Raw genomic sequence first — 19,108 nt, 5'->3', positions numbered from 1 at the left:
CGCCTGGAAACGGAACCCGGAACCGGTGATGCCTCTGGTATCTCGGGGTTAGGGCGCCGAGGTTGCCGGACCTGGCCCGAGCGTCGCCACTGTCTTCAGCGCGCCGTCGAGCATGTCGCCGTTTTCGTCCTTCAGCGCCGCCTCGCGCAGGCGGCGGATCCAGTCGGCGGCATCGTCGCGGCCCTTGAGCGTGGCAAGCGCCGACAGCACGCGGTCGAATTTGGACTGGGCGCGAACATGGGTGTCGCTGTAGCCCTTGATCAGCCGGCGGCAGTTGAGGATTTCGACGGCCAGCGCATAGTCCTGGGGCACATGGGCGAGCGCCAGCGCGTACCAGCGATCGAGATGCGCGGTCTCGACCTTGTGCCTCAGCAGGCCGCGGCGCCAGCGGCGCAGGCCGCCGATGAACCAGAGTGCCGCAAAGCCGGCAAAGCTGTCGGTGCGGATGCGGCGGCCATGGTTGATGCGGCGGTCGAGGAAGGCGGCAAGCTTCGGCCGGCTCTCGATATAGCTGCCCAGCCCCGCCGGCATCGTGCCGCAGAACTCCTCGATGCGCGGATGAAAATATTCGGTGACCTGCAGGATCGAACCTTCCTTGACGCCGACTTCCTTGCGCACGCGCCTGTCACGGGTCGACCGTGTTTTCAGGTCGGCGACACGGATCATGTCGTCATAGCACAGCGCGTTGGCGAGGTGCTTGGCGGCGGCGATGGACAGCGCATGGGCATGGTCGGCGCGATCCACCGCGACGGCCTTGTCCAGCCGGTCAAGATACTCGCCGCCATAGGCGATGTCCTGATAGTCGACGACCTTCCTCAGGCCCCGCAACGCCATGTCACGCACCGCCACGGGCATCAGGTCGATGCGGGCAGCGAGCGCCTGCCAGCCCTGCAGCAGGTTTTGCGGGCCGCTCACGCGCCCTGCGCCCAATGCGGATTCGACAATGGCCGGCCCTGCCGGCCTCGGCGCCGGTGCCGCCGTGCCGCGCGCCCGGTCATAGGCGGCGCCAAAGGCGGCGAGGCTGGCCTTGACGCCGCGGCCGCCGGCACTGACCGCCTGCTCGTAGCTTTCGCGCGTGAAGGGCAGTGCGTCCGAGCCCGCCAGCGCGCCAAGCAGGCTGGCCGAGATCATCGAACCATTGTCGGCGGCGATCTTTTCCATGTCGAAGGCGATGAAGCGCTTCGATGCGGATTCCGCCGTCGCATGCACCTTGGCAGATGAGGCCCGGCCGTCGCCCGGCTCGATCTTCTCCGATACCGCGGCGATGCGGTGCGAAGAGGCGATCAGCGTGGTGCGCTCCGGCGTGACGAAACCACGGATGATGGCACGGCCGGCTTCCATCAATTCGGCGGCGACCAATATGTCGACATCGCCTTGCGAGGGCGACAGCGCGAAGACCGGCAGCCGGCCGGTGTCCCGGGCCATTTCGACATAGTAGATGGTGGCGCCGGTGCGCTGCGCCACGCCGGCGACCGAGGTCGATTGCGCGACATAGCCATTGCGTTCGGCGACATCGGTGATCCAGTCGGCCAGCACGCCGCCGCCCTGGCCGCCGACCGCCAGCACAGCGAGCTTGATGACGCGCTGGTCGTCCTGGGTGCCGTCCTTGGCGCGGAATGGCGGGACAGCGTCAAGCATTGGCGAACGTCAGGCGCCGGCTTTCGCGGCGGCGCTGCAGAAGGCTGATCACCGCGCGACGCGCGGATTCCAGGAAACGGTCCCAGCGGCTCGGATTGTGGACTACATCGGCGCGGTAGAAGGACGGGCAGAGTACGGCGGCATCGGCGACCTCGCCGCAATTGCCGCAGCCGACGCAGTTCTGGTCGATCGATGCCACCGGATCGTCGCGCAGCGGATCGTCGAGCGACTTCACCGACAGTGACGGGCAGCCCGACAACCGCATGCAGGCGTGGTCGCCGGTGCAGATGTCCTCGTCGACACCGAATTTCGGTTTGATCACGCGCTCGCCGCCCTTGATCGCCTTGTCGACCAGCGGCTTTTCGCGGCGCTGGCGGTTGAGCATGCATTCTGACGAGGCGACGATGACCTTCGGCCCCTTCTCCTCCGTCGTCAGCGCCTCGCGCAACGTGTCCTGCATCTTGCCGACATCGTAGGTGCGGTCGACATGGCGCAGCCATTTGACGCCCATGCCCTTCACCGCCTCGGTGATCGGATGTTTTGTCGACTTGGTCTTGTTGCCGGCGCGCGATGACAGGATGTCCTGCCCGCCGGTAGCGGCCGAATAGAAATTATCGACGATGACGATGACGCCGTCATTCTTGTTGAACACCGCATTGCCGATCGAGGAGGTCAGGCCGTTGTGCCAGAAGCCGCCATCGCCGACGAAGGAGATCGAGCGGCGCTTGGCATCGGGCGAATTGAACGCCGACGCCGAGGCCGGCCCCAGCCCATAGCCCATGGTGGTGGCGCCGAGCTCGAAGGGCGGCATGATTGAGAACAGATGGCAGCCGATATCGGAGGCGATGTGGTGCTTGCCGAGTTCCTGCTCGACCAGCTTGGTCGCGGCGAAGATCGGCCGCTCCGGGCAGCCGATACAGAAGCCCGGCGGACGGCCCGGCACCACATTGATCAGGTCCGCGGTGTCGACGCCGTCGCCGACCTTGTTGGGCGCGCGCACTTCACCGGGCAGCAGATGCGGCGCCTCGGCGCGCAGAAAGGCGCCGATGCCGTCGAGCATGACCTGGCCGGTGTATTCGCCGGCCATCGGCAGATATTCCTTGCCGACCAGCCTGGAGCCACGCCCGGCCTTGTGCAGCATCGCCGCGAAGGCCTGCTCGATGTAATTGGGCTGGCCCTCCTCGACGACCAGCACCGCCTGCTTGCCCTCGCAGAAGGACAGGAACTCGTCGTCGATCAAGGGATAGACGGCGTTGAGCACGTAGAGCGGCACGTCCGTCTCGCCATAGGTGTCGGCAAGGCCGAGACGCTGCAAGGCGCGGATGACGGAATTGTACATGCCGCCCTGCATGACGATACCGACCGAGCCGTGGTCCGAACCGAAGAATTCGTTGATCTTGCGGCTCTTTATGAAATCGACGGCGGCCGGCCAGCGCTTCGCCACCTTCTCCTTCTCATGCAGGAAGGAGGCGGGCGGAAGCACGATGCGGCCGGTGTCGCGGCGCGGTGCTTCGAGAGCATCGGCGACCGTCATCGGCGGCCGCTTGTTGTCCTTGGCGGTGAAATGGCCGTGAACGTGGCAGCAGCGGATGCGCACTTGCAGCATGACCGGCGTGTTGGAGGATTCCGACAGCTCGAAGCCGTCCTCCACCGCCTTGACGATCGACGGCAGGTTGGGGCGTGGATCGAGCAGCCAGACCTGGCTCTTCATGGCAAAGGCATGGCTGCGCTCCTGCATGATCGAGGAGCCCTCGCCATAGTCCTCGCCAACGATGATCAGCGCGCCGCCGGTGACGCCGCCGGAGGCAAGATTGGCGAGCGCATCGGAGGCGACATTGGTACCGACGGTCGATTTGAAGGTCGCGGCACCGCGGATGGGATAATGCACGGAGGCGGCGAGCATGGCGGTGGCGGTGGCTTCCGAGGCGCTCGCCTCGAAATGCACGCCGAGTTCGCCCAGAATGTCCTGCGCGTCGGCCAGCACATCCATCAGGTGGCTGATCGGCGCGCCCTGGTAGCCGCCGACATAGCCGACGCCGCATTGCAGCAGCGCCTTGGTGATGGCGAGGATGCCCTCGCCGGCAAACTCCTCTCCGGCGCCGAGCCTGAGTTTTTCAACTTCCTTGGCGAAAGACCGTTCGGCCATCTCTGCCTCCTTCCGTTGCCGCCGAGAACCGGCGGCGCGTACGTCTAGATGTCGTGCTTGCGAATGTTCTTGAGCATCTTCAAAAGCGTGGCGATGAGTGCCGCATATTCAGCGTCGTCGATATCGTCGAACATCGCCTCGAACGCGTCATGCATGGCCGGCCAGGCGCGAGTGAACTCGGCGCGGCCCTCATCGGTCAGGAAGACATGGCGGATGCGGCTGTCGGTGACGCCCTGTTCGCGCCGCACGAAACCTTGCCCCTCCAGCGTGTCCAGCGTGCGGCTCAAGGTCGACTGCTCGATCACCGTATAGACCGAGAGGTCGTTGACGGTGACGCCATCGGTGACCGACAGCACGGCCAGCGTGCGCACCTGCGGAATGGTCAGGCCCTGCTTGCGGAAATCATCGCGCAAGGTGGCGTTGTAGCGGCCCATGATGCGGTTCATCAGATAGGGCGCGAATTGCTGCAGGCCGATCTGCCCGAGCGTCGAAATGCGCTGGCGCTTTTCCGCCACCTTCTGTTCCATCACAGCCTCCTCGCCAGGAGAAAGCCGGAACCGCCGCCGAGACCCGCGCCCGGGTGGGTCGAGGCGCCGATATGATAAAGCCCCTTTATGCCGGTCTGGTGGTTGCGGCTGGTCTTGAACGGCCGCCACAGGAATGACTGGTCGATGGTCGAGGATCCGCCATAGGGATCGCCGCCGACCAGATTGATGTTCATCGCTTCAAGGTCGGTCGGCGAATAGGCTCGGCGCGCAATCACGCTGTCCTTGAAGCCATCGATGTGGCTGGCGAGGATCGCTCCAGCGCGGTCGGCATAGGCCTCGCGCAATGCGTCGGTCCATTGCCCATCAGCCGGGGCCTCCAGCTTACCGGCGGCATCGCCTTTGATGTGGCGCGGCGCCTCTGGCAGTTGCAGCCAGAGGATCGCCTTGCCTTGCGGACAGCGCGACGGGTCGAGCGCGTGCGGCTGGCCGACGCAGATGGTCGGCACTTCCGGCAGCATGCCGCGCACCGCCTCGTTGCAGGCTTTCGACACGCCATCCAGGCCCGGCGTCAGATGCAACAACGCCACCTTGTCCAGTCCTCCGCCGCGCCATGCCGGCGGCTTGTCGAGGGCGTAGTGGATCTGGAAGTTGCCTTTGCCGTAGCGGTATTTCCGCGTTGCCTCGATGTCGGCTTTGGGCGCCTCGCTGCCTAGCAGCCGGCCATAAAGCTGCGTCGGCGTCACCGAGCAGATGATGCTCTTCTTCGCATGGACCGTTTCGCCCGAGGCCAGCCGCACACCGGTGGCGCGACCACCAGCCAGGATGATGGAGGCGACGTCCGCTTCGGTGGAGATGACGCCGCCGCGCTCGATGATCAATGCCTCGAAGGCCGACAGCAGGTTCCTTGCCCCGCCCTTGACGATCGGGGCGCCCGCGGCTTCGAGCGCGAAGGCGATCACCTTGGCGATCTGGCCGGAGAAGGCATCTTCCGGCCCGAGCCCGGCATGCAGCACCCAGGGCGCCCAAAGCGCGCGGATGGTTTCGGACTGGTAGGTGCTTTCCAGCCAGCCGCGTGCCGGCGCCAGAGCGTCGCCGAGAAAGGCGGCAAGGCCGCGCGGGCCGCGCCGCCAGGCATCGCCGGCCAAAAGCTTGGCCGTCGGATAGGACCACAGGCTGCCGCCGAGCAGGCCGAACAGCAGGCCGGCATTGCGTTCGATGCCACCGACATCGTCGGCGTGGCGGTCGCCATCACCCGCCGCGATCGCATTGAGTGCGGCGACGTTGGCGGCGCGGTCGGTGCTGAGCACCGCGTGGCTGCCGTCCGGCCGCAGCACGCCGGTCGGCGTGGCCGTGTGGCAGAACTCCAGCCCGTGCCGGGCGAGGTCGCCGCCCAATGCCGCAAAGGCCGGCGAGGTGATGAACAGCACGAAGGTCGTCGCCATCACATCGTGTATGAAGCCGGGCGCGGTGATCTCCTCGGTGCGCATGCAGCCGCCGATGCGGTCGTTGCGTTCGAGGACGAGCACCTTGGCGCCCTTGCCGCCAAGCATCGCCGCGCAGACCAGCGCGTTGATGCCGCTGCCGACGATGATGTGATCGGGCGCTTTCATTGGGGAGTACCCTTGGATGACGGGAGGCCAATCGGGCTAAGCCGCGTTCCTTCGCGCCCCCCTCTGGACAGAGGGGGGCGCCGTAGAACGCTGACGTCACAAGACGGTCTTCCCCACTTCGTCATCGAAGTTTTGCCCTCGACCATGATCTTCTCCCGAAGACCGCCACCTCGCCTATTGCCCCGAGACCAGCGCCAGCGCGCGGATCGGGCTGCCAGTGCCGTGCTCGATCTTGAGCGGCGCCGCGATCAGGATGGCGCCCTTCGGCGGCAGCTGGTCGAGGTTGCACAGGCTGGCGAGGCCGTAGCGGTTGGCCTTGTGCATCAGCGTGTGCGCCGGGAATGGCGGCTCCATGCCGCCCGCCTTGCCGGCGTCGGTTCCGATCGTCTCCGAGCCCCAGCCCTTGATGTCCTTGGCTATCAGATACTGGATGGCTTCGGCCGTCGGGCCGGGCGTATGCGGGCCGGTCTCGTTGGCGTTGAGGAACTCGGCTTCCGAACCGTTGCGCTTGTACCAGTCGGTGCGCATCACCACCCACTCGCCGGCGTTGATGGCGCCGTGCTTGGCTTCCCACGCCTTGATGTGGTCGACGGTGAGCAGGAAATCGTGGTCGGCGGCGGCTTCCTTGGAGCAGTCGATGACATTGACCGGGCCGACAAAGTTCTGCGCCGGAATGGTATCGGTGGCGCCGTCCGGATAGTCCTTGCCGGTGATCCAATGCTGCGGCGCATCGAAATGCGTGCCGGAATGCTCGCCGAGCTTCAGCCAGTTCCACGCCCACCAAGGGCCGTTCTTGTCATAGCGGGAAATCGAATGGATCTCGACCTTGGGCGTGTCGACGGCGAGTTCCGGCGGCAGCTTGATCAGCGGCGTGTCCGGTCCGAGCTGCGCCGACAGGTCGACCACCTTGATGGCCCCTGAAAGCAGCCGGCCGGCGACTTCGCCGAGGAGTTTTTGCGTATCCATGTTTGTGTTCCCTCTTTTGTGGTGATGATCGAGGCTCGTCTCGGCCCTTAATATCCTACTAGACGAAAACATATGCATCTGCAATTATCTTTAAGCATAAAGGAAATGGGAACGGGGCGTGAGCGAGTTCGACGCGATCTTTGTCGGGGCGGGCCACAACAGTCTGGCATGCGCCGCGCATCTGGCGCTCAAAGGCTGGAAAACCGGGATTTTCGAGCGCAGCGCAACAATCGGCGGCGCCGTCCAGACCCGCGAATTCACCCTTCCCGGCTTCCGCCATGATTTCGGCGCGATGAATCTGAGCCTGTTTGCCGGCTCTGCCTTCCACCGGAAATATGCAAATGAATTGAAAGCGCAGGGCCTGGAATTCGCTCCGGTCGCCGACTGTTTCGCCAGCGCCTTTCCGAACGGACGCTGGTTCGGCGTCAGCAACGATCTGGAAAAGACCGCCACGCGCATGGCCGCTTTCTCCACCGCCGATGCCGCGACATGGCGCGGGCTTGTTGCCGCCTTCTCGGCCGAGGCCGAACATCTGTTCCGGCTGCTGGGCTCGCCGATGAGCGCCCGCGCGCTGGCCGGCTCAGCGTGGAAGCTGTGGCGCAAGAAGGGCATATCCGGCGCGCTCGACACGGGAAGGCTGTTGCTGTCGTCACCCCGCGCGTGGCTGGAGGAGACTTTCGAGTCGCCTTATGTGCGGGCGACGCTCGCCACCTGGGGCATGCATCTCGACTTCGCCCCCGACATCGCCGGCGGTGCGGTGTTCCCCTATCTGGAATCGATGGCCAACCAGAGCTTCGGCATGGTGCTGGGCAAGGGCGGCGCCGACACCATCATCCGGGCGCTGGCCGGCATGGTGACGTCCGCCGGCGGCAAGATCGTCACCGGCGCGGAAGTGGCCGAGATCACCGTTTCCGCCGGCAAGGCGACCGGGGTGCGGCTTGTTTCCGGTGAGACCCATACAGCCACCAAGGCCGTCATCGCCGGCGTCGCGCCAAAGGCGCTGACCGGCACGCTGCTGCCGGGGGGGTCCGGCAATGCCGGCTTCGACACGGCGATGAGAAAATTTCGGTATGCGCCGGGTACGATGATGATCCACCTGGCGCTGGACGACCTGCCGGACTGGCGCGCCGGGTCTGAGTTACGGCAGTTCGCCTATGTGCATCTGTCGCCCTCGCTCGACGCCATGTCGCGCACCTATCAGCAGGCAATGGCCGGCATGCTGCCGGACGAACCGGTGCTGGTCGTCGGCCAGCCGACCGCGATCGATCCCTCACGCGCGCCGCGGGGCAAGCATGTGCTGTGGGTGCAGGTGCGCATGCTGCCTGCAGAGATAACAGGCGATGCTGCCGGCAAGATTGCGCCCGCGCATTGGGATCAGGTCAAGGACGCCTATGGCGATCGCGTGCTCGACATCATCGAGACTTATGCGCCCGGCCTGCGCGCCAAAATCCTCGGCCGGTCCGTGTTCTCGCCCATCGACCTCGAGCGCGAGAACCCGAACCTGGTCGGTGGCGACCAGGTTTGCGGCAGCCACCATCTGGCGCAGAACTTCTTGTTCCGCCCGGCGCGCGGCTATGCCGGCTGGAACACGCCGGTCGGCAATCTGCATCTGACGGGAGCCGCGACATGGCCGGGTGCCGGGACCGGTGCGGCCTCGGGTTTCATGCTCGCGCAACAGCTTGGCGGGAGGTAGGCTCCGACGATTTTATCGAGGTGACGAGGGGCAAGGCGCTGCTGCCCACGAAGCCTGAACCAATGAACGGATAGCGCCGCGCAAAGACAATAACCAACAAGGGGAACGACCATGAAAATCAACAGACGCGAATTGCTGGAATACAGTGCCGCGGCACTCGGCATGGCCGCGGTTGGCCTGCCGAAAATAGCCAAGGCGGCGGCCGGCGAACTGACCATCGCATACAATGTCAACCTGCCGTCCTGGGATCCGACCACTGGGCCCTCGGCCGTCAACCCGACGATCCAGGGCCTCTACCAGTCGGTGTTCGACCAGTTTATCCCGCAGAAGCCCGACCTGTCCTTCGCCCCTGGCCTGCTCACGGAATGGGGCTGGAACGACGACCGCACCAAGGTGATGATGACGGTGCGCGAGGGCGTGAAATGGCATGACGGCTCACCCTTCACGCCCGAGGACGTTGTCTGGTCGCTGCAGCGCGCGGGCGACGAGAAGACCGGCAACCCGATCCAGTTCGTCTGGAAGAATGTCAGCAACTTCAAGATCGACGGCAACAAGATCACGGGCGACGTGGTGCAGTTCGACCCGGTCTATTTCAAATGGATGTCGTTCCTGACCGGCTACATCCTGCCGAAGGCCTATTACGAGAAGGTCGGCGCCGAAGGCTTCGAGAAAGCGCCGATCGGCACCGGCCCCTACATGGTGGAAAAGTTCGAGCGCAACGCCTTCCTGCGGCTGAAGGCCAATCCGAACTATTGGGGCGGCAAGCCGGCTTTCGAGAATGTGACGATCAAGTTCGTCACCGACGCGGCGAGCCGCGTCGCCGAGATCGAATCCGGCTCCTCGCAGGTGACGCTCGAAATCCCCTACGAGGAATATGACCGCCTGATCGCCAAGGACGGACTTGCCGGCTCGATCAAGAATGTTTCCGACATCGGCATGATCTTCTTCAACGACATCGAGGCGATGCTGGACAAGAACGTGCGCCAAGCAGCCGTGATGGCGGTGGACAAGGAGCTTCTGGTCAAGCGGCTGCTGCGCGGCTACGGCCAGCCGATCGCCACGCTGGAGACGCCGGAATACACGGCCTACGATGCGTCGATCAAGGTCGAGCACAATCCGGAAAAGGCCAAGGAGTTGCTTGCAGCCTCCGGCTATTCGCCGGAAAAGCCGGTCAAGCTCACCATCCAGACGACCAAGGGCTTCAAGCCCAAGGATTATGAGATGATCCAGGCGATCGTCGGCATGTGGCGCAAGGTCGGCATCGAAGCGACGATCGAAGTCTACGAGATCGCCAAGCACTACGAACTGCGCGCCGCCGACAAGCTGGCGCCGGCGGCCTTCTACAATTGGGGCAACGCCATCGGCGACCCGACGACCTCGACCGGCTTTGCCATGTACGGGCCGAGCCCGCACTCGGTGTGGGACAGCCAGGACCTGATCGACATGATCAACCCGCTGTGGGGCGAGAAGGACGAGGCCAAGCGCATCGCCGGCTGGAAGGCGGTCGACAAATACATCGCCGAGCAGGCCTATGTGCTGCCGCTTATGCAGTATGCGCAGCCGATCGTGCATGCCAAGGGCGTCAAGGTGGTGCAGCATGTCTCCGGCGCGTTGCTGCCGGCACTGATGACCCCGGCCTGAGACTGACGACAAGGCACGCTGTTCCAAGACAGCGTGCAACTTACGCAGGCCCCCTCATCTGGCCCTTCGGGCCACCTTCTCCCCTCGGGGAGCAGGTGGCCGCCAAGCGGCCGGATGAGAGGGCGTTTCGCTTAACCGATCACTGAGACAGGCCGGGCTTCAGCCAGCATGCTCCTGCAAAGATTCCTGATCCGTCTTCTGACGATGCTGATCACGCTGTTCGGCGTGGCCATCGTCGTTTTCGTCGTGATCCGCGTCGCGCCCGGCGATCCGATCGCCATGATGCTGCCGCCCGGCGCGACGGATGACGACATCGCCCGCCTGCGCGCGCTCTACGGGCTCGACAAGACCATCGTGCAGCAATTCTTCATCTGGTTGTCCGGCGTTGTCCGGGGCGATTTCGGCACCTCGATTTCGCTGCGGCAGGACGTGCTCGGCCTCGTCTTCAACCGGCTGCCGGCGACGCTGGAACTGGCCATCGTCGCGCTGATCATGGCGGTGGCGATCGGCGGTACGACGGCGGTCCTCGGCGCCAGAGAACGCGGCACGGCGGTGGAGGCAGGCATCGACATCGCCAGCGGGGCGGCACTTTCCATTCCCGATTTCCTGTGGGGCCTGGTGCTGATCCTGTTGTTCGGCGTGCTGGTGCCGATCTTCGACATTTCCGGCCGTGTGTCGCCGCAGCTCGACCTGCCCTTCGCCACCCAGTTCTATTTCTTCGAGAGCCTGCTGCGGCTGCGCTTCGACCTGACCTGGGACCTGTTGAAGCACATGCTGATGCCGGCGGTGGCGCTGGCGCTGCCGCTGGCGGCGATCATCTCGCAACTGCTGAAACAGTCGCTGAAGGAAGTGCTCGACCTCGACTATGTCGTGCTGGCGCGGGTCAAGGGTTTTTCCGAGACGCAGGTCATCCTGCGAGAGGCGCTGAAGAACGCCGCCCTGCCGACGCTGACCCTGGTCGGCGTGCAGTTCACCTTCCTGATCGGCGGCACCGTCATCGTCGAGCGGCTGTTTTCCTATGAAGGCCTCGGCAACATGGCGATCGATGCCGTCATCAACCGCGACCTGCCGCTGATCCAGGGCATCGTGCTGGTCTTCGCGCTGCTGTTCGTGCTGATCAATCTCGTGGTCGACATGATGTATGCCCTGCTCAACCCGAGGCTGCGCCATGGATGAGGCCCGCACATCAAGACGCGGACCGAGCCCCAGGCTGTGGCTCGCCGGCGGCTGGCTGCTGCTGGCTCTGCTGGCGGCGATCTTCGCGCCGCTGGTGGCGCCGCAGGATCCACTGGCGCAGGATCTGATGCTGGAGCGGCTGCCGCCCTTCTGGCTTGATGGCGCCGAGCCCGGCTATTGGCTGGGCACCGACAGCCTCGGCCGCGATCTGTTGTCCCGGCTGATCTTCGGCGGCCGTATCGCCTTCATCGTCGCTTTCGCGGCGGCCATCGCCGCCTGCCTCGTCGGCTCGACGCTCGGGCTGATCGCAGGCTATTTCGGCGGCTGGGCCGACCGCATCATTTCGCGCGTCGTCGATATCTGGATGGCGTTTCCGCCGGTGCTGTTCGCCATCCTCTTGGTCGCTGTGCTCGGCACCGGCCTCAGCTCCGTCATCCTGGCGATCGCCATCATCGACTGGACGCGCTTCTGCCGGGTGATCCGCGCCGAGGCGATGGGCCAGTCGCGCATGGACTATGTCGAGAATGCCCGCATCGCCGGCTATGGCCGCATCGGCATCATGCTGCGCGAAGTGCTGCCCAATGTGGTGCCGTCGATCGTGGCGCTTTTGTCGCTGGAGATGGGCATCGCCGTCATCGTCGAGGCGATCCTGTCCTTCGTCAATCTGTCGATCTCGACCGACGATCCGACCTGGGGCAGCATCATCGCCGAGGGCCGGCTGTCGATCCATCAGGCCTGGTGGGTGCTGGTGTTTCCGCTGATCACGCTGATCCTCACCGTGCTGTCGTTCAGCCAGTTCGGCGAAGCGCTGAAGGCCCGTTTCGACCCGGTGCTGCGATGAGCGCCTGTCTCGACATCGCCAATCTCAGCGCCGTGCTGCCGAACGGCCAGCGCGTGCTGCGCTCGGTGTCGCTTGCCGTGCAACCCGGCGAGGTGCGCGCACTGGTCGGCGAGAGCGGCGCCGGCAAGACGATGATCGGCAAGGCGGTGCTCGGCGTGTTGCCGTTGAGCGTGCGGCTCGTCGAAGGCGACATGCTGCTCGAGGGCGAAGACCTCGGCAGGCTTCAGCCCAAGGTACGGCGCACGCTGATCGGCGCACGCACGGCGCTGATCCCGCAGGATCCGCTGACCGCGCTCAACCCGTCGCGCCGCATCGGTCCGCAGATGACCGACCGGCTGGTGCGCATTCTCGGCTGGAGCGGCGAGAAGGCCGATCGGCGCACCCGGCAGTTGCTGGACGAGGTGCAGATCCGCGATCCCGAGCGCGTGCTGAAAAGCTATCCGCACGAGCTGTCCGGCGGCATGCGCCAGCGCGTGCTGATCGCGGCCGCCTTCGCCGCCGAACCCCGGCTGATCGTCGCCGACGAGCCGACGACGGCGCTCGACGTCACCGTGCAGAAGCAGATCCTGCGCCTGATCGCCGCGTTGCAGCGCGAGCACGGCACCGCGATCCTGTTCGTCACCCACGATCTCGGCGTCGTCGCCAAGATCAGCCAGAAGGTCTCGGTGCTCTATGCCGGCAAGGTGGTGGAGGAAGCCGATACGGCAGCGCTCTTCGCCGCCCCCCAGCACGCCTATACGCGGGCGCTGATGGCGGCGACGCCGCGCTATACCGACCCTTTCGCCTCGCTGAAACCCGTGGACGAAGCGGTGCTGGCTGGGCTTGCCGCCGAGATCGCAGCAGCAGACCTGGCATGGAGGGGGCCGCATGGCTGAGCCGCTGTTTTCCGTACGCGGGCTGAAGGTCGCCTTGCCCGACATGACGCGCAAGCCGCTGATCGGCGGTGCGCCGTTGGCTGAAATCCTGAAAGGGCTCGACTTTGACTTGCCGAAGGGATCGGTGACCGGCATCGTCGGCGAATCCGGTTCCGGCAAGTCGACACTCGGTCGTGCCCTGGTGCGCCTGCTGGAGCCCAGCGCCGGCAGCATCAGCTTCGACGGCCGCGACATCACGCATCTGCCGGAAGCGGAGTTGCGGCCGTTGCGCCGCAATCTGCAGATGATCTTCCAGGATCCGATGTCGTCGCTCAATCCGCGCCGCACCATCGCCAGCATCATCGCCGCGCCGCTCAAGCAGAACGGGCTTGGCGACAATCTGAAGGCGCGCGTCGCCGAGGCGCTGCAGCGGGTCGGCCTGCCGCAGAGCTTTGCCGGCCGTTACCGCCACGAACTGTCTGGCGGCCAGCGCCAGCGCGTTGGCATTGCGCGCGCTCTGGCGCTGTCGCCGAAATTCGTGCTGGCCGACGAGATCGTCTCCGGCCTCGACGTGTCGACGCAGGCGCAGATCCTGACCCTGCTGGAGAAGCTCGCAGCCGATATGGGCCTGACCGTCGCCTTCATCAGCCACGACCTGTCGGTCATCCGGCGGCTGTGCCGGCAAGTCATCGTCATGCGCGAAGGCGTGATCGTCGAGGCCAGCGCCACCGACGCCTTGTTCGACAATCCCAGGCAGGCCTACACGCGCGACCTCATCGGAGCCATTCCGCTGCCCGAAATCGACGCCGGCTGGCTGGACATTCCTGCCGCCGCCAAGGCCCCGACATGAATGCATACGCATGCCGAAAAGCGGGGTTCGGACATGCGACCGCAAAGACCCAGGTCCCGCCAATGGAGAGGACTGACATGAAGACGATACTTCGAAATGCAACGCTTGCCGCCGCTGTCCTTGGCGGCGCCGGCATGGCCTCGGCCGATTCGATCCCCGGCATGCGCGGCCACGATCACACCGGCATCACCGTCCCCGACATGAAGCAGGCGGTCGACTTCTTCACCGAGGTGGTCGGCTGCAAGAAGGCAATGTCGTTCGGCCCGTTCGCCGATGACAAGGGCACCTTCATGCAGGACCTTCTGGGCGTCGATCCCAAGGCCGTCATCGAGCAGGTCACCATGGTGCGTTGCGGCTATGGCTCGAACATCGAGCTGTTCAAATACACCGCGCCCGACCAGAAGGATCTGACGCCGAAGAACAGCGACATTGGCGGCTTCCATATCGCCCTCTATGTCGACGACGTTGCCGCCGCCAAAGCCTATCTCGATGGCAAGGGCGTCAAGACACGCATGGGGCCCCTGCCGGTCAAGCAAGGGCCCGCCGCCGGCCAGACCATTCTCTATTTCCAGGCGCCCTGGGGATTGCAGCTGGAAGCGATCAGCTACCCCGACGGCATGGCCTATGAGAAGGGTGCCGAGACGGTGCTGTGGAGCCCGAAGAACCCGGAAAAGTGACCCTTGGCGCGCGCTTGCGGGGCGACACGCAAGCGCGCTGCCCGGTATCGGCACAATGATTTCGACATAAAACTTTAAGCTTGAAATATTTTGCCGCCGGCGCGATACTCACCATGCAGCAAGCGAAGAGGAGATCGCACAGATGAAGGTTGCGGTTCTCGGCGGCGGTCCAGCCGGCCTCTACTTTGCCATATCGATGAAGCTCAGGGACGCCGCGCACGATGTGACGGTGTTCGAGCGCAACCGCGCCGACGACACGTTCGGCTGGGGCGTCGTGCTGTCGGCCGAAACGCTTGAGAACCTCGCCAAGAACGATCCGGTCAGCGCCGTCTGGATCAAGAAGCATTTTGCCTATTGGGACGACATTGCCGTCATTCATGACGGCGTGCGCACGGTCTCGTCAGGTCACGGTTTCTGCGGCATCGGCCGCAAGCGGTTGCTGATCCTTTTGCAGCGTCGCGCCCGCGAGCTCGGCGTCAAGCTGATGTTCGAGACCGATATCGCCGATCCCAAGCCTTACATGGAGTCTCATGATCTAGTCGTCGCCGCGGACGGGCTGAATTCCAGGGCGCGCAACACCTTCGTCGACATCTTCAAGCCGGACATCGACACCCGCAAATGCAAGTTCGTCTGGCTCGGCACCAACCAGAAATTCGACGACGCCTTCACCTTCATCTTCGAGAAGACCGAGCATGGCTGGGTGTGGGCCCATGCCTACCAGTTCGACAGTGAGACCGCGACCTTCATCGTCGAATGCAGCGAGCAGACCTGGGCTGCCTTCGGCTTCGGTGCGATGACGCAGCAGGAATCGATCGCGGTGTGCGAGCGCATCTTCGCCAGGCATCTCGGTGGCCACGCGTTGATGACCAATGCCAACCACATCAGGGGTTCGGCCTGGATCAATTTCCCGCGCGTGCTGTGCGAACGCTGGTCGTACAAGAACCTGGCGCTGATGGGCGACGCGGCGGCATCGGCGCATTTCTCGATCGGCTCCGGCACCAAGCTGGCGCTGGAAAGCGCGGTCGCGCTGGCCGAGTATGTGGAAACCGAGCCGGATCTCGATGCCGCGTTCCGCAAATATGAGGACGCACGGCGAACCGAGGTGCTTAAGCTGCAATCGGCGGCGCGCAATTCGCTCGAATGGTTCGAGGAGGTCGAGCGCTATCTTGGCCTCGATCCGGTGCAGTTCAACTATTCGCTGCTGACCCGCTCGCAGCGCATCAGCCACGAGAATTTGCGGCTGCGCGATGCCGAATGGCTGGGGGGTGCCGAAGAATGGTTCCAGCGCCAGGCGGGTGCCGGCGGCAACAGGCTGCGCCGGGCGCCGATGTTCGCGCCGTTCAAGCTGCGCGACATGAAGCTGCAGAACCGCGTCGTCGTCTCACCGATGGCGCAGTACAAGGCCGTCGACGGCTGCCCGACCGACTGGCATTTCACCCATTATGCCGAGCGCGCCAAGGGCGGCGCCGGACTCGTCTATATCGAGATGACCTGCGTCAGCCCGGAAGGCCGTATCACGCCCGGTTGTCCCGGCTTCTACGCGCCCGAGCACGAGGTGGCCTGGAAGCGGCTGCTGGACTTCGTCCACACAGAGACCGAGGCCAAGATCTGCGCCCAGATCGGCCATTCCGGCGCCAAGGGCTCAACCTGTGTCGGCTGGGAAGGCACCGACGTGCCGCTGGCCTCGGGCAACTGGCCTGTCATGGCGGCATCGGCTGTCGCATGGTCGCCTGAGAACCAGGTGCCGAAGGCGATGGACCGCGCCGACATGGACAAGGTGCGCGACGAGTTCGTGGCCTCGGCCGAGATGGCCGACCGCTGCGGCTTCGACATGCTGGAGATCCATGCCGCGCACGGCTATCTCTTGTCGTCCTTCATCACCCCGGTCACCAACCGGCGCACCGACGCCTATGGCGGCGCGCTGGAAAATCGCATGCGCTATCCCCTGGAAATCTTCCACGCCGTGCGCGCCGCTTGGCCGGCGGAGAAGCCGATCTCGGTGCGCATTTCAGCCAATGACTGGGTCGGCATCGAAGGCGTCACACCCGCCGACGCAGTCGAGATCGCGCGGCTGCTGCATGAGGCCGGTGTCGACATCTGCGACGTGTCCGCCGGCCAGACCTCAACGGCGGCAAAACCCGTTTACGGCCGCATGTTCCAGACACCGTTCTCGGACCGCATCCGCAACGAGGTCGGCATGGCGACGATGGCGGTCGGCAACATCTACGAGCCGGACCATGTCAACTCGATCCTGATGGCCGGCCGCGCCGACCTGGTGGCGCTGGCACGGCCGCATCTTGCCGACCCGTACTGGACGCTGCACGCGGCGGTGACGCTCGGTGACCGCGGCGTGAAATGGCCGGATCCCTATCTGCCCGGACGCGACCAGATCTACCGGCTGGCCGAGCGCGATGCCGCCGCGGGGCTGAAAGTATGACGGCGGCACCAGGGATCTCCGGCAAGCATGCGCTGGTCACTGGCGGTGGCTCCGGTGTCGGCCGGGCCATCGCGCTGGCGTTGGCTGGTGCCGGCATCGACGTGACCATCTGCGGCCGGCGCGACGCCGAGCTTGCCAAAGTGGCCGGCGAAAGCGAGCGTATCTTCGGCATCGCCGCCGATGTCACCAATGAGGTGTCGATAGCCTCGCTCTATCAGACGGCGCAAGCCGAGCGCGGGCCGTTCGACGTCGTCATCGCCAATGCCGGCATGGCCGGCAGCACACCAGCGCACAAGACCACGCTCGCCGACTGGCAGAAGACGCTCGACGTCAACTTGACCGGCGCCTTCCTGACGGTGAAGCCGGCGCTGGCCGGGATGGCCGCGCGCAAGACAGGACGGATCATCTTCATTGCCTCAACGGCAGGGCTGAAAGGCTACGCTTACGTGGCACCTTACGTGGCGGCCAAGCATGGCGTCGTCGGGCTGATGCGGGCGCTGGCGGCGGAGACTGCGAAATCCGGCGTCACCGTCAACGCTGTGTGCCCCGGCTTCGTCGAGACCGACATGCTGGAAGAATCCATCCAGCGCATCGTTGAAAAGACCGGCCGCTCGGCTGGCGAGGCGCGGGCGAGCCTTGCCTCGACCAACCCGCAAGGCCGCTTCATCCAGCCGCAGGAAGTCGCCGCCGCCGTGCTGTGGCTGTGCGGCGAGGCAGCGTCATCGATCACCGGACAGGCAATTTCCATCTCAGGAGGCGAAACATGGTAGCCGGCCCCCTGCCCGCACCGTCGGGACCCGGCAAGGATCGATTGCGTCTGTGGATCAGGCTGCTGCGCGCCTCGCGCACGATCGAGGCCGAACTGCGCGAGCGCCTGAAGAAAGAATTCGATACGACCCTGCCGCGCTTCGACGTGATGGCGGCCCTCTATCGCGTGCCTGAAGGCATGCTGATGAGCGACCTGTCGCGCTTCCTGCTGGTCTCCAACGGCAATGTCACCGGCATTGTCGACCGGCTGGTTTCCGAAGGACTGGTCGCTCGGGCCCGCCGCAATGGCGACCGCCGCACCTCCATGGTGCGGCTGACCGAGGAAGGCACCAAATCCTTTGCCACCATCGCCGCCGCCCATGAGGGCTGGATCGGCGAATTGCTGGGCAAGGTCAGCGAGGAGGATGCGCGCCGGCTGACCGGCATGCTGACCTCGTTCCGCAGCAACTGGGAGGGACGCGAATGACCGGGATGGCCGGGCTGAAGCCGAAGCATTTCCTGTGGGAGGTCGAAGGCAGGATCGCCAAGATCCGGCTCGACCGGCCGGAGCGCAAGAACCCGCTGACCTTCGACAGCTATGCCGAACTGCGCGACACCTTCCGCGACCTCGTCTATGCCGACGATGTCGACGCCGTGGTGTTCCTCTCCAATGGCGGCAATTTCTGCTCCGGCGGCGATGTCCACGACATTATCGGCCCGCTGGTCAAGATGGACATGAAGCAGCTCCTCGCCTTCACCCGCATGACCGGCGATTTCGTCAAGGCGATGCTGAACTGCGGCAAGCCGATCATCGCCGCCGTCGACGGCGTGGCGGTCGGCGCCGGCGCCATCATCGCCATGAGCTCCGACATCCGCATCGCCACGCCGGAGGCCAAGACCGCGTTCCTGTTCACCCGCGTCGGCCTTGCCGGCTGCGACATGGGCGCCTGCGCGATCCTGCCGCGCATCATCGGCCAGGGCCGCGCCGCCGAACTGCTCTATACCGGCCGCACCATGACGGCCGCCGAGGGCGAGCGCTGGGGGTTTTACAACAGGCTGGTCGATGCGGCCTCGCTGGAGGCCGATGCACTCGACATGGCGGCGCGCATCGTCTCCGGCCCGACCTTCGCCCACGGCATCACCAAGACACAGCTCAATCAGGAATGGTCAATGGGTCTCGACCAGGCGATCGAGGCGGAAGCGCAGGCACAAGCGATCTGCATGCAGACGCGCGATTTCGAACGCGCCTACAAGGCGTTCGTGGCCAAGGAAAAGCCGGTGTTCGAGGGGAATTGAGATGTTTTCGTCGCTCAAGAAGGACTTGCCGGCGGGGCAGCGCCCCCC

The 19,108-nt window shown here is 65.1% G+C and carries 16 protein-coding genes; 11 read left to right on the top strand and 5 right to left on the bottom strand.

All coding sequences use genetic code 11. The annotated features are described in order from the left end of the window. Positions 1 to 48 precede the first annotated feature (48 nt). The 5 genes from CK227_RS04745 to CK227_RS04725 all read right to left on the bottom strand — a co-directional run bounded on the left by CK227_RS04745 (position 49) and on the right by CK227_RS04725 (position 6,848). Complete coding sequence (locus CK227_RS04745) at positions 49 to 1,638, bottom strand: indolepyruvate oxidoreductase subunit beta family protein (protein ID WP_095771767.1); 1,590 nt, start codon at positions 1,636 to 1,638, stop codon at positions 49 to 51. Continuing rightward, on the bottom strand, positions 1,631 to 3,784 hold the full coding sequence (locus CK227_RS04740) for an indolepyruvate ferredoxin oxidoreductase subunit alpha (protein WP_095771766.1): 2,154 nt from the start codon (positions 3,782 to 3,784) through the stop codon (positions 1,631 to 1,633). The genes CK227_RS04745 and CK227_RS04740 overlap by 8 nt, the downstream gene beginning before the upstream one ends. A 44-nt stretch (positions 3,785 to 3,828) precedes the next feature. After that, complete coding sequence (locus CK227_RS04735) at positions 3,829 to 4,311, bottom strand: MarR family transcriptional regulator (RefSeq protein WP_095771765.1); 483 nt, start codon at positions 4,309 to 4,311, stop codon at positions 3,829 to 3,831. Continuing rightward, positions 4,311 to 5,882 carry an NAD(P)/FAD-dependent oxidoreductase gene (locus tag CK227_RS04730; protein ID WP_095771764.1) on the bottom strand — a complete coding sequence of 524 codons (1,572 nt, stop codon included), beginning with the start codon at positions 5,880 to 5,882 and terminating at the stop codon, positions 4,311 to 4,313. The genes CK227_RS04735 and CK227_RS04730 overlap by 1 nt, the downstream gene beginning before the upstream one ends. 174 nt (positions 5,883 to 6,056) lie before the next feature. Then, the gene (locus tag CK227_RS04725) at positions 6,057 to 6,848 is read right to left on the bottom strand and encodes a cyclase family protein (protein WP_095771763.1); all 792 of its coding nucleotides are present in this window, start codon (positions 6,846 to 6,848) and stop codon (positions 6,057 to 6,059) included. A gap of 118 nt (positions 6,849 to 6,966) precedes the next feature. Here CK227_RS04725 and CK227_RS04720 point away from each other — a divergent pair, with 118 nt between their 5' ends. The 11 genes from CK227_RS04720 to CK227_RS04670 all read left to right on the top strand — a co-directional run bounded on the left by CK227_RS04720 (position 6,967) and on the right by CK227_RS04670 (position 19,060). After that, positions 6,967 to 8,541 (top strand): NAD(P)/FAD-dependent oxidoreductase, encoded by a 1,575-nt coding sequence (locus tag CK227_RS04720; RefSeq protein ID WP_095771762.1) that lies wholly within the window; start codon positions 6,967 to 6,969, stop codon positions 8,539 to 8,541. A 111-nt stretch (positions 8,542 to 8,652) separates the two neighbouring features. Next, the gene (locus tag CK227_RS04715) at positions 8,653 to 10,182 is read left to right on the top strand and encodes an ABC transporter substrate-binding protein (RefSeq protein ID WP_095771761.1); all 1,530 of its coding nucleotides are present in this window, start codon (positions 8,653 to 8,655) and stop codon (positions 10,180 to 10,182) included. 168 nt (positions 10,183 to 10,350) lie between these two features. Next, positions 10,351 to 11,358 carry an ABC transporter permease gene (locus CK227_RS04710; protein WP_095771760.1) on the top strand — a complete coding sequence of 336 codons (1,008 nt, stop codon included), beginning with the start codon at positions 10,351 to 10,353 and terminating at the stop codon, positions 11,356 to 11,358. Next, complete coding sequence (locus tag CK227_RS04705; RefSeq protein WP_095771759.1) at positions 11,351 to 12,199, top strand: ABC transporter permease; 849 nt, start codon at positions 11,351 to 11,353, stop codon at positions 12,197 to 12,199. The genes CK227_RS04710 and CK227_RS04705 overlap by 8 nt, the downstream gene beginning before the upstream one ends. After that, positions 12,196 to 13,074, top strand: coding sequence for an ABC transporter ATP-binding protein (locus CK227_RS04700; protein WP_095771758.1), 879 nt, complete (start codon positions 12,196 to 12,198; stop codon positions 13,072 to 13,074). Before CK227_RS04705 ends, CK227_RS04700 begins: the two co-directional genes overlap by 4 nt. Beyond that, positions 13,067 to 13,903, top strand: a complete 837-nt coding sequence (locus tag CK227_RS04695; protein ID WP_095771757.1) for an ATP-binding cassette domain-containing protein — start codon at positions 13,067 to 13,069, stop codon at positions 13,901 to 13,903. The genes CK227_RS04700 and CK227_RS04695 overlap by 8 nt, the downstream gene beginning before the upstream one ends. Positions 13,904 to 13,980: 77 nt before the next feature. Further along, a complete protein-coding gene (locus tag CK227_RS04690) occupies positions 13,981 to 14,580 on the top strand; it encodes a VOC family protein (RefSeq protein WP_095771756.1) in 600 nt (199 codons plus the stop codon). A 142-nt stretch (positions 14,581 to 14,722) separates the two neighbouring features. Further along, on the top strand, positions 14,723 to 17,017 hold the full coding sequence (locus CK227_RS04685) for a bifunctional salicylyl-CoA 5-hydroxylase/oxidoreductase (protein WP_095771755.1): 2,295 nt from the start codon (positions 14,723 to 14,725) through the stop codon (positions 17,015 to 17,017). Further along, on the top strand, positions 17,014 to 17,787 hold the full coding sequence (locus CK227_RS04680; RefSeq protein ID WP_095771754.1) for an SDR family NAD(P)-dependent oxidoreductase: 774 nt from the start codon (positions 17,014 to 17,016) through the stop codon (positions 17,785 to 17,787). Before CK227_RS04685 ends, CK227_RS04680 begins: the two co-directional genes overlap by 4 nt. Beyond that, the gene (locus CK227_RS04675) at positions 17,781 to 18,251 is read left to right on the top strand and encodes a MarR family transcriptional regulator (RefSeq protein ID WP_010913223.1); all 471 of its coding nucleotides are present in this window, start codon (positions 17,781 to 17,783) and stop codon (positions 18,249 to 18,251) included. The genes CK227_RS04680 and CK227_RS04675 overlap by 7 nt, the downstream gene beginning before the upstream one ends. Continuing rightward, entirely contained in the window at positions 18,248 to 19,060 is an 813-nt protein-coding gene (locus tag CK227_RS04670) for an enoyl-CoA hydratase family protein (protein WP_095771753.1), read from the top strand. The genes CK227_RS04675 and CK227_RS04670 overlap by 4 nt, the downstream gene beginning before the upstream one ends. The last annotated feature ends 48 nt before the right edge of the window (positions 19,061 to 19,108 follow it).

The organism is Mesorhizobium sp. WSM4308 (assembly GCF_002294905.1).
GTDB lineage: Bacteria > Pseudomonadota > Alphaproteobacteria > Rhizobiales > Rhizobiaceae > Mesorhizobium.
Note: the sequence above shows the minus strand (reverse complement) of the source record. Positions and strands in the feature narration are given on the sequence as shown.

What these genes read in the sequence shown, in the direction of transcription:
- CK227_RS04685 (WP_095771755.1), top strand. Translation starts at nt 14,723, where the DNA reads ATGAAGGTTGCGGTTCTCGGCGGCGGTCCAGCCGGCCTCTACTTTGCC.
- CK227_RS04700 (WP_095771758.1), top strand. Translation starts at nt 12,196, where the DNA reads ATGAGCGCCTGTCTCGACATCGCCAATCTCAGCGCCGTGCTGCCGAAC.
- CK227_RS04735 (WP_095771765.1), bottom strand. Translation starts at nt 4,311, where the DNA reads ATGGAACAGAAGGTGGCGGAAAAGCGCCAGCGCATTTCGACGCTCGGG.
- CK227_RS04715 (WP_095771761.1), top strand. Translation starts at nt 8,653, where the DNA reads ATGAAAATCAACAGACGCGAATTGCTGGAATACAGTGCCGCGGCACTC.
- CK227_RS04745 (WP_095771767.1), bottom strand. Translation starts at nt 1,638, where the DNA reads ATGCTTGACGCTGTCCCGCCATTCCGCGCCAAGGACGGCACCCAGGAC.
- CK227_RS04705 (WP_095771759.1), top strand. Translation starts at nt 11,351, where the DNA reads ATGGATGAGGCCCGCACATCAAGACGCGGACCGAGCCCCAGGCTGTGG.
- CK227_RS04675 (WP_010913223.1), top strand. Translation starts at nt 17,781, where the DNA reads ATGGTAGCCGGCCCCCTGCCCGCACCGTCGGGACCCGGCAAGGATCGA.
- CK227_RS04690 (WP_095771756.1), top strand. Translation starts at nt 13,981, where the DNA reads ATGAAGACGATACTTCGAAATGCAACGCTTGCCGCCGCTGTCCTTGGC.
- CK227_RS04680 (WP_095771754.1), top strand. Translation starts at nt 17,014, where the DNA reads ATGACGGCGGCACCAGGGATCTCCGGCAAGCATGCGCTGGTCACTGGC.
- CK227_RS04695 (WP_095771757.1), top strand. Translation starts at nt 13,067, where the DNA reads ATGGCTGAGCCGCTGTTTTCCGTACGCGGGCTGAAGGTCGCCTTGCCC.
- CK227_RS04740 (WP_095771766.1), bottom strand. Translation starts at nt 3,784, where the DNA reads ATGGCCGAACGGTCTTTCGCCAAGGAAGTTGAAAAACTCAGGCTCGGC.
- CK227_RS04670 (WP_095771753.1), top strand. Translation starts at nt 18,248, where the DNA reads ATGACCGGGATGGCCGGGCTGAAGCCGAAGCATTTCCTGTGGGAGGTC.
- CK227_RS04710 (WP_095771760.1), top strand. Translation starts at nt 10,351, where the DNA reads ATGCTCCTGCAAAGATTCCTGATCCGTCTTCTGACGATGCTGATCACG.
- CK227_RS04730 (WP_095771764.1), bottom strand. Translation starts at nt 5,882, where the DNA reads ATGAAAGCGCCCGATCACATCATCGTCGGCAGCGGCATCAACGCGCTG.
- CK227_RS04725 (WP_095771763.1), bottom strand. Translation starts at nt 6,848, where the DNA reads ATGGATACGCAAAAACTCCTCGGCGAAGTCGCCGGCCGGCTGCTTTCA.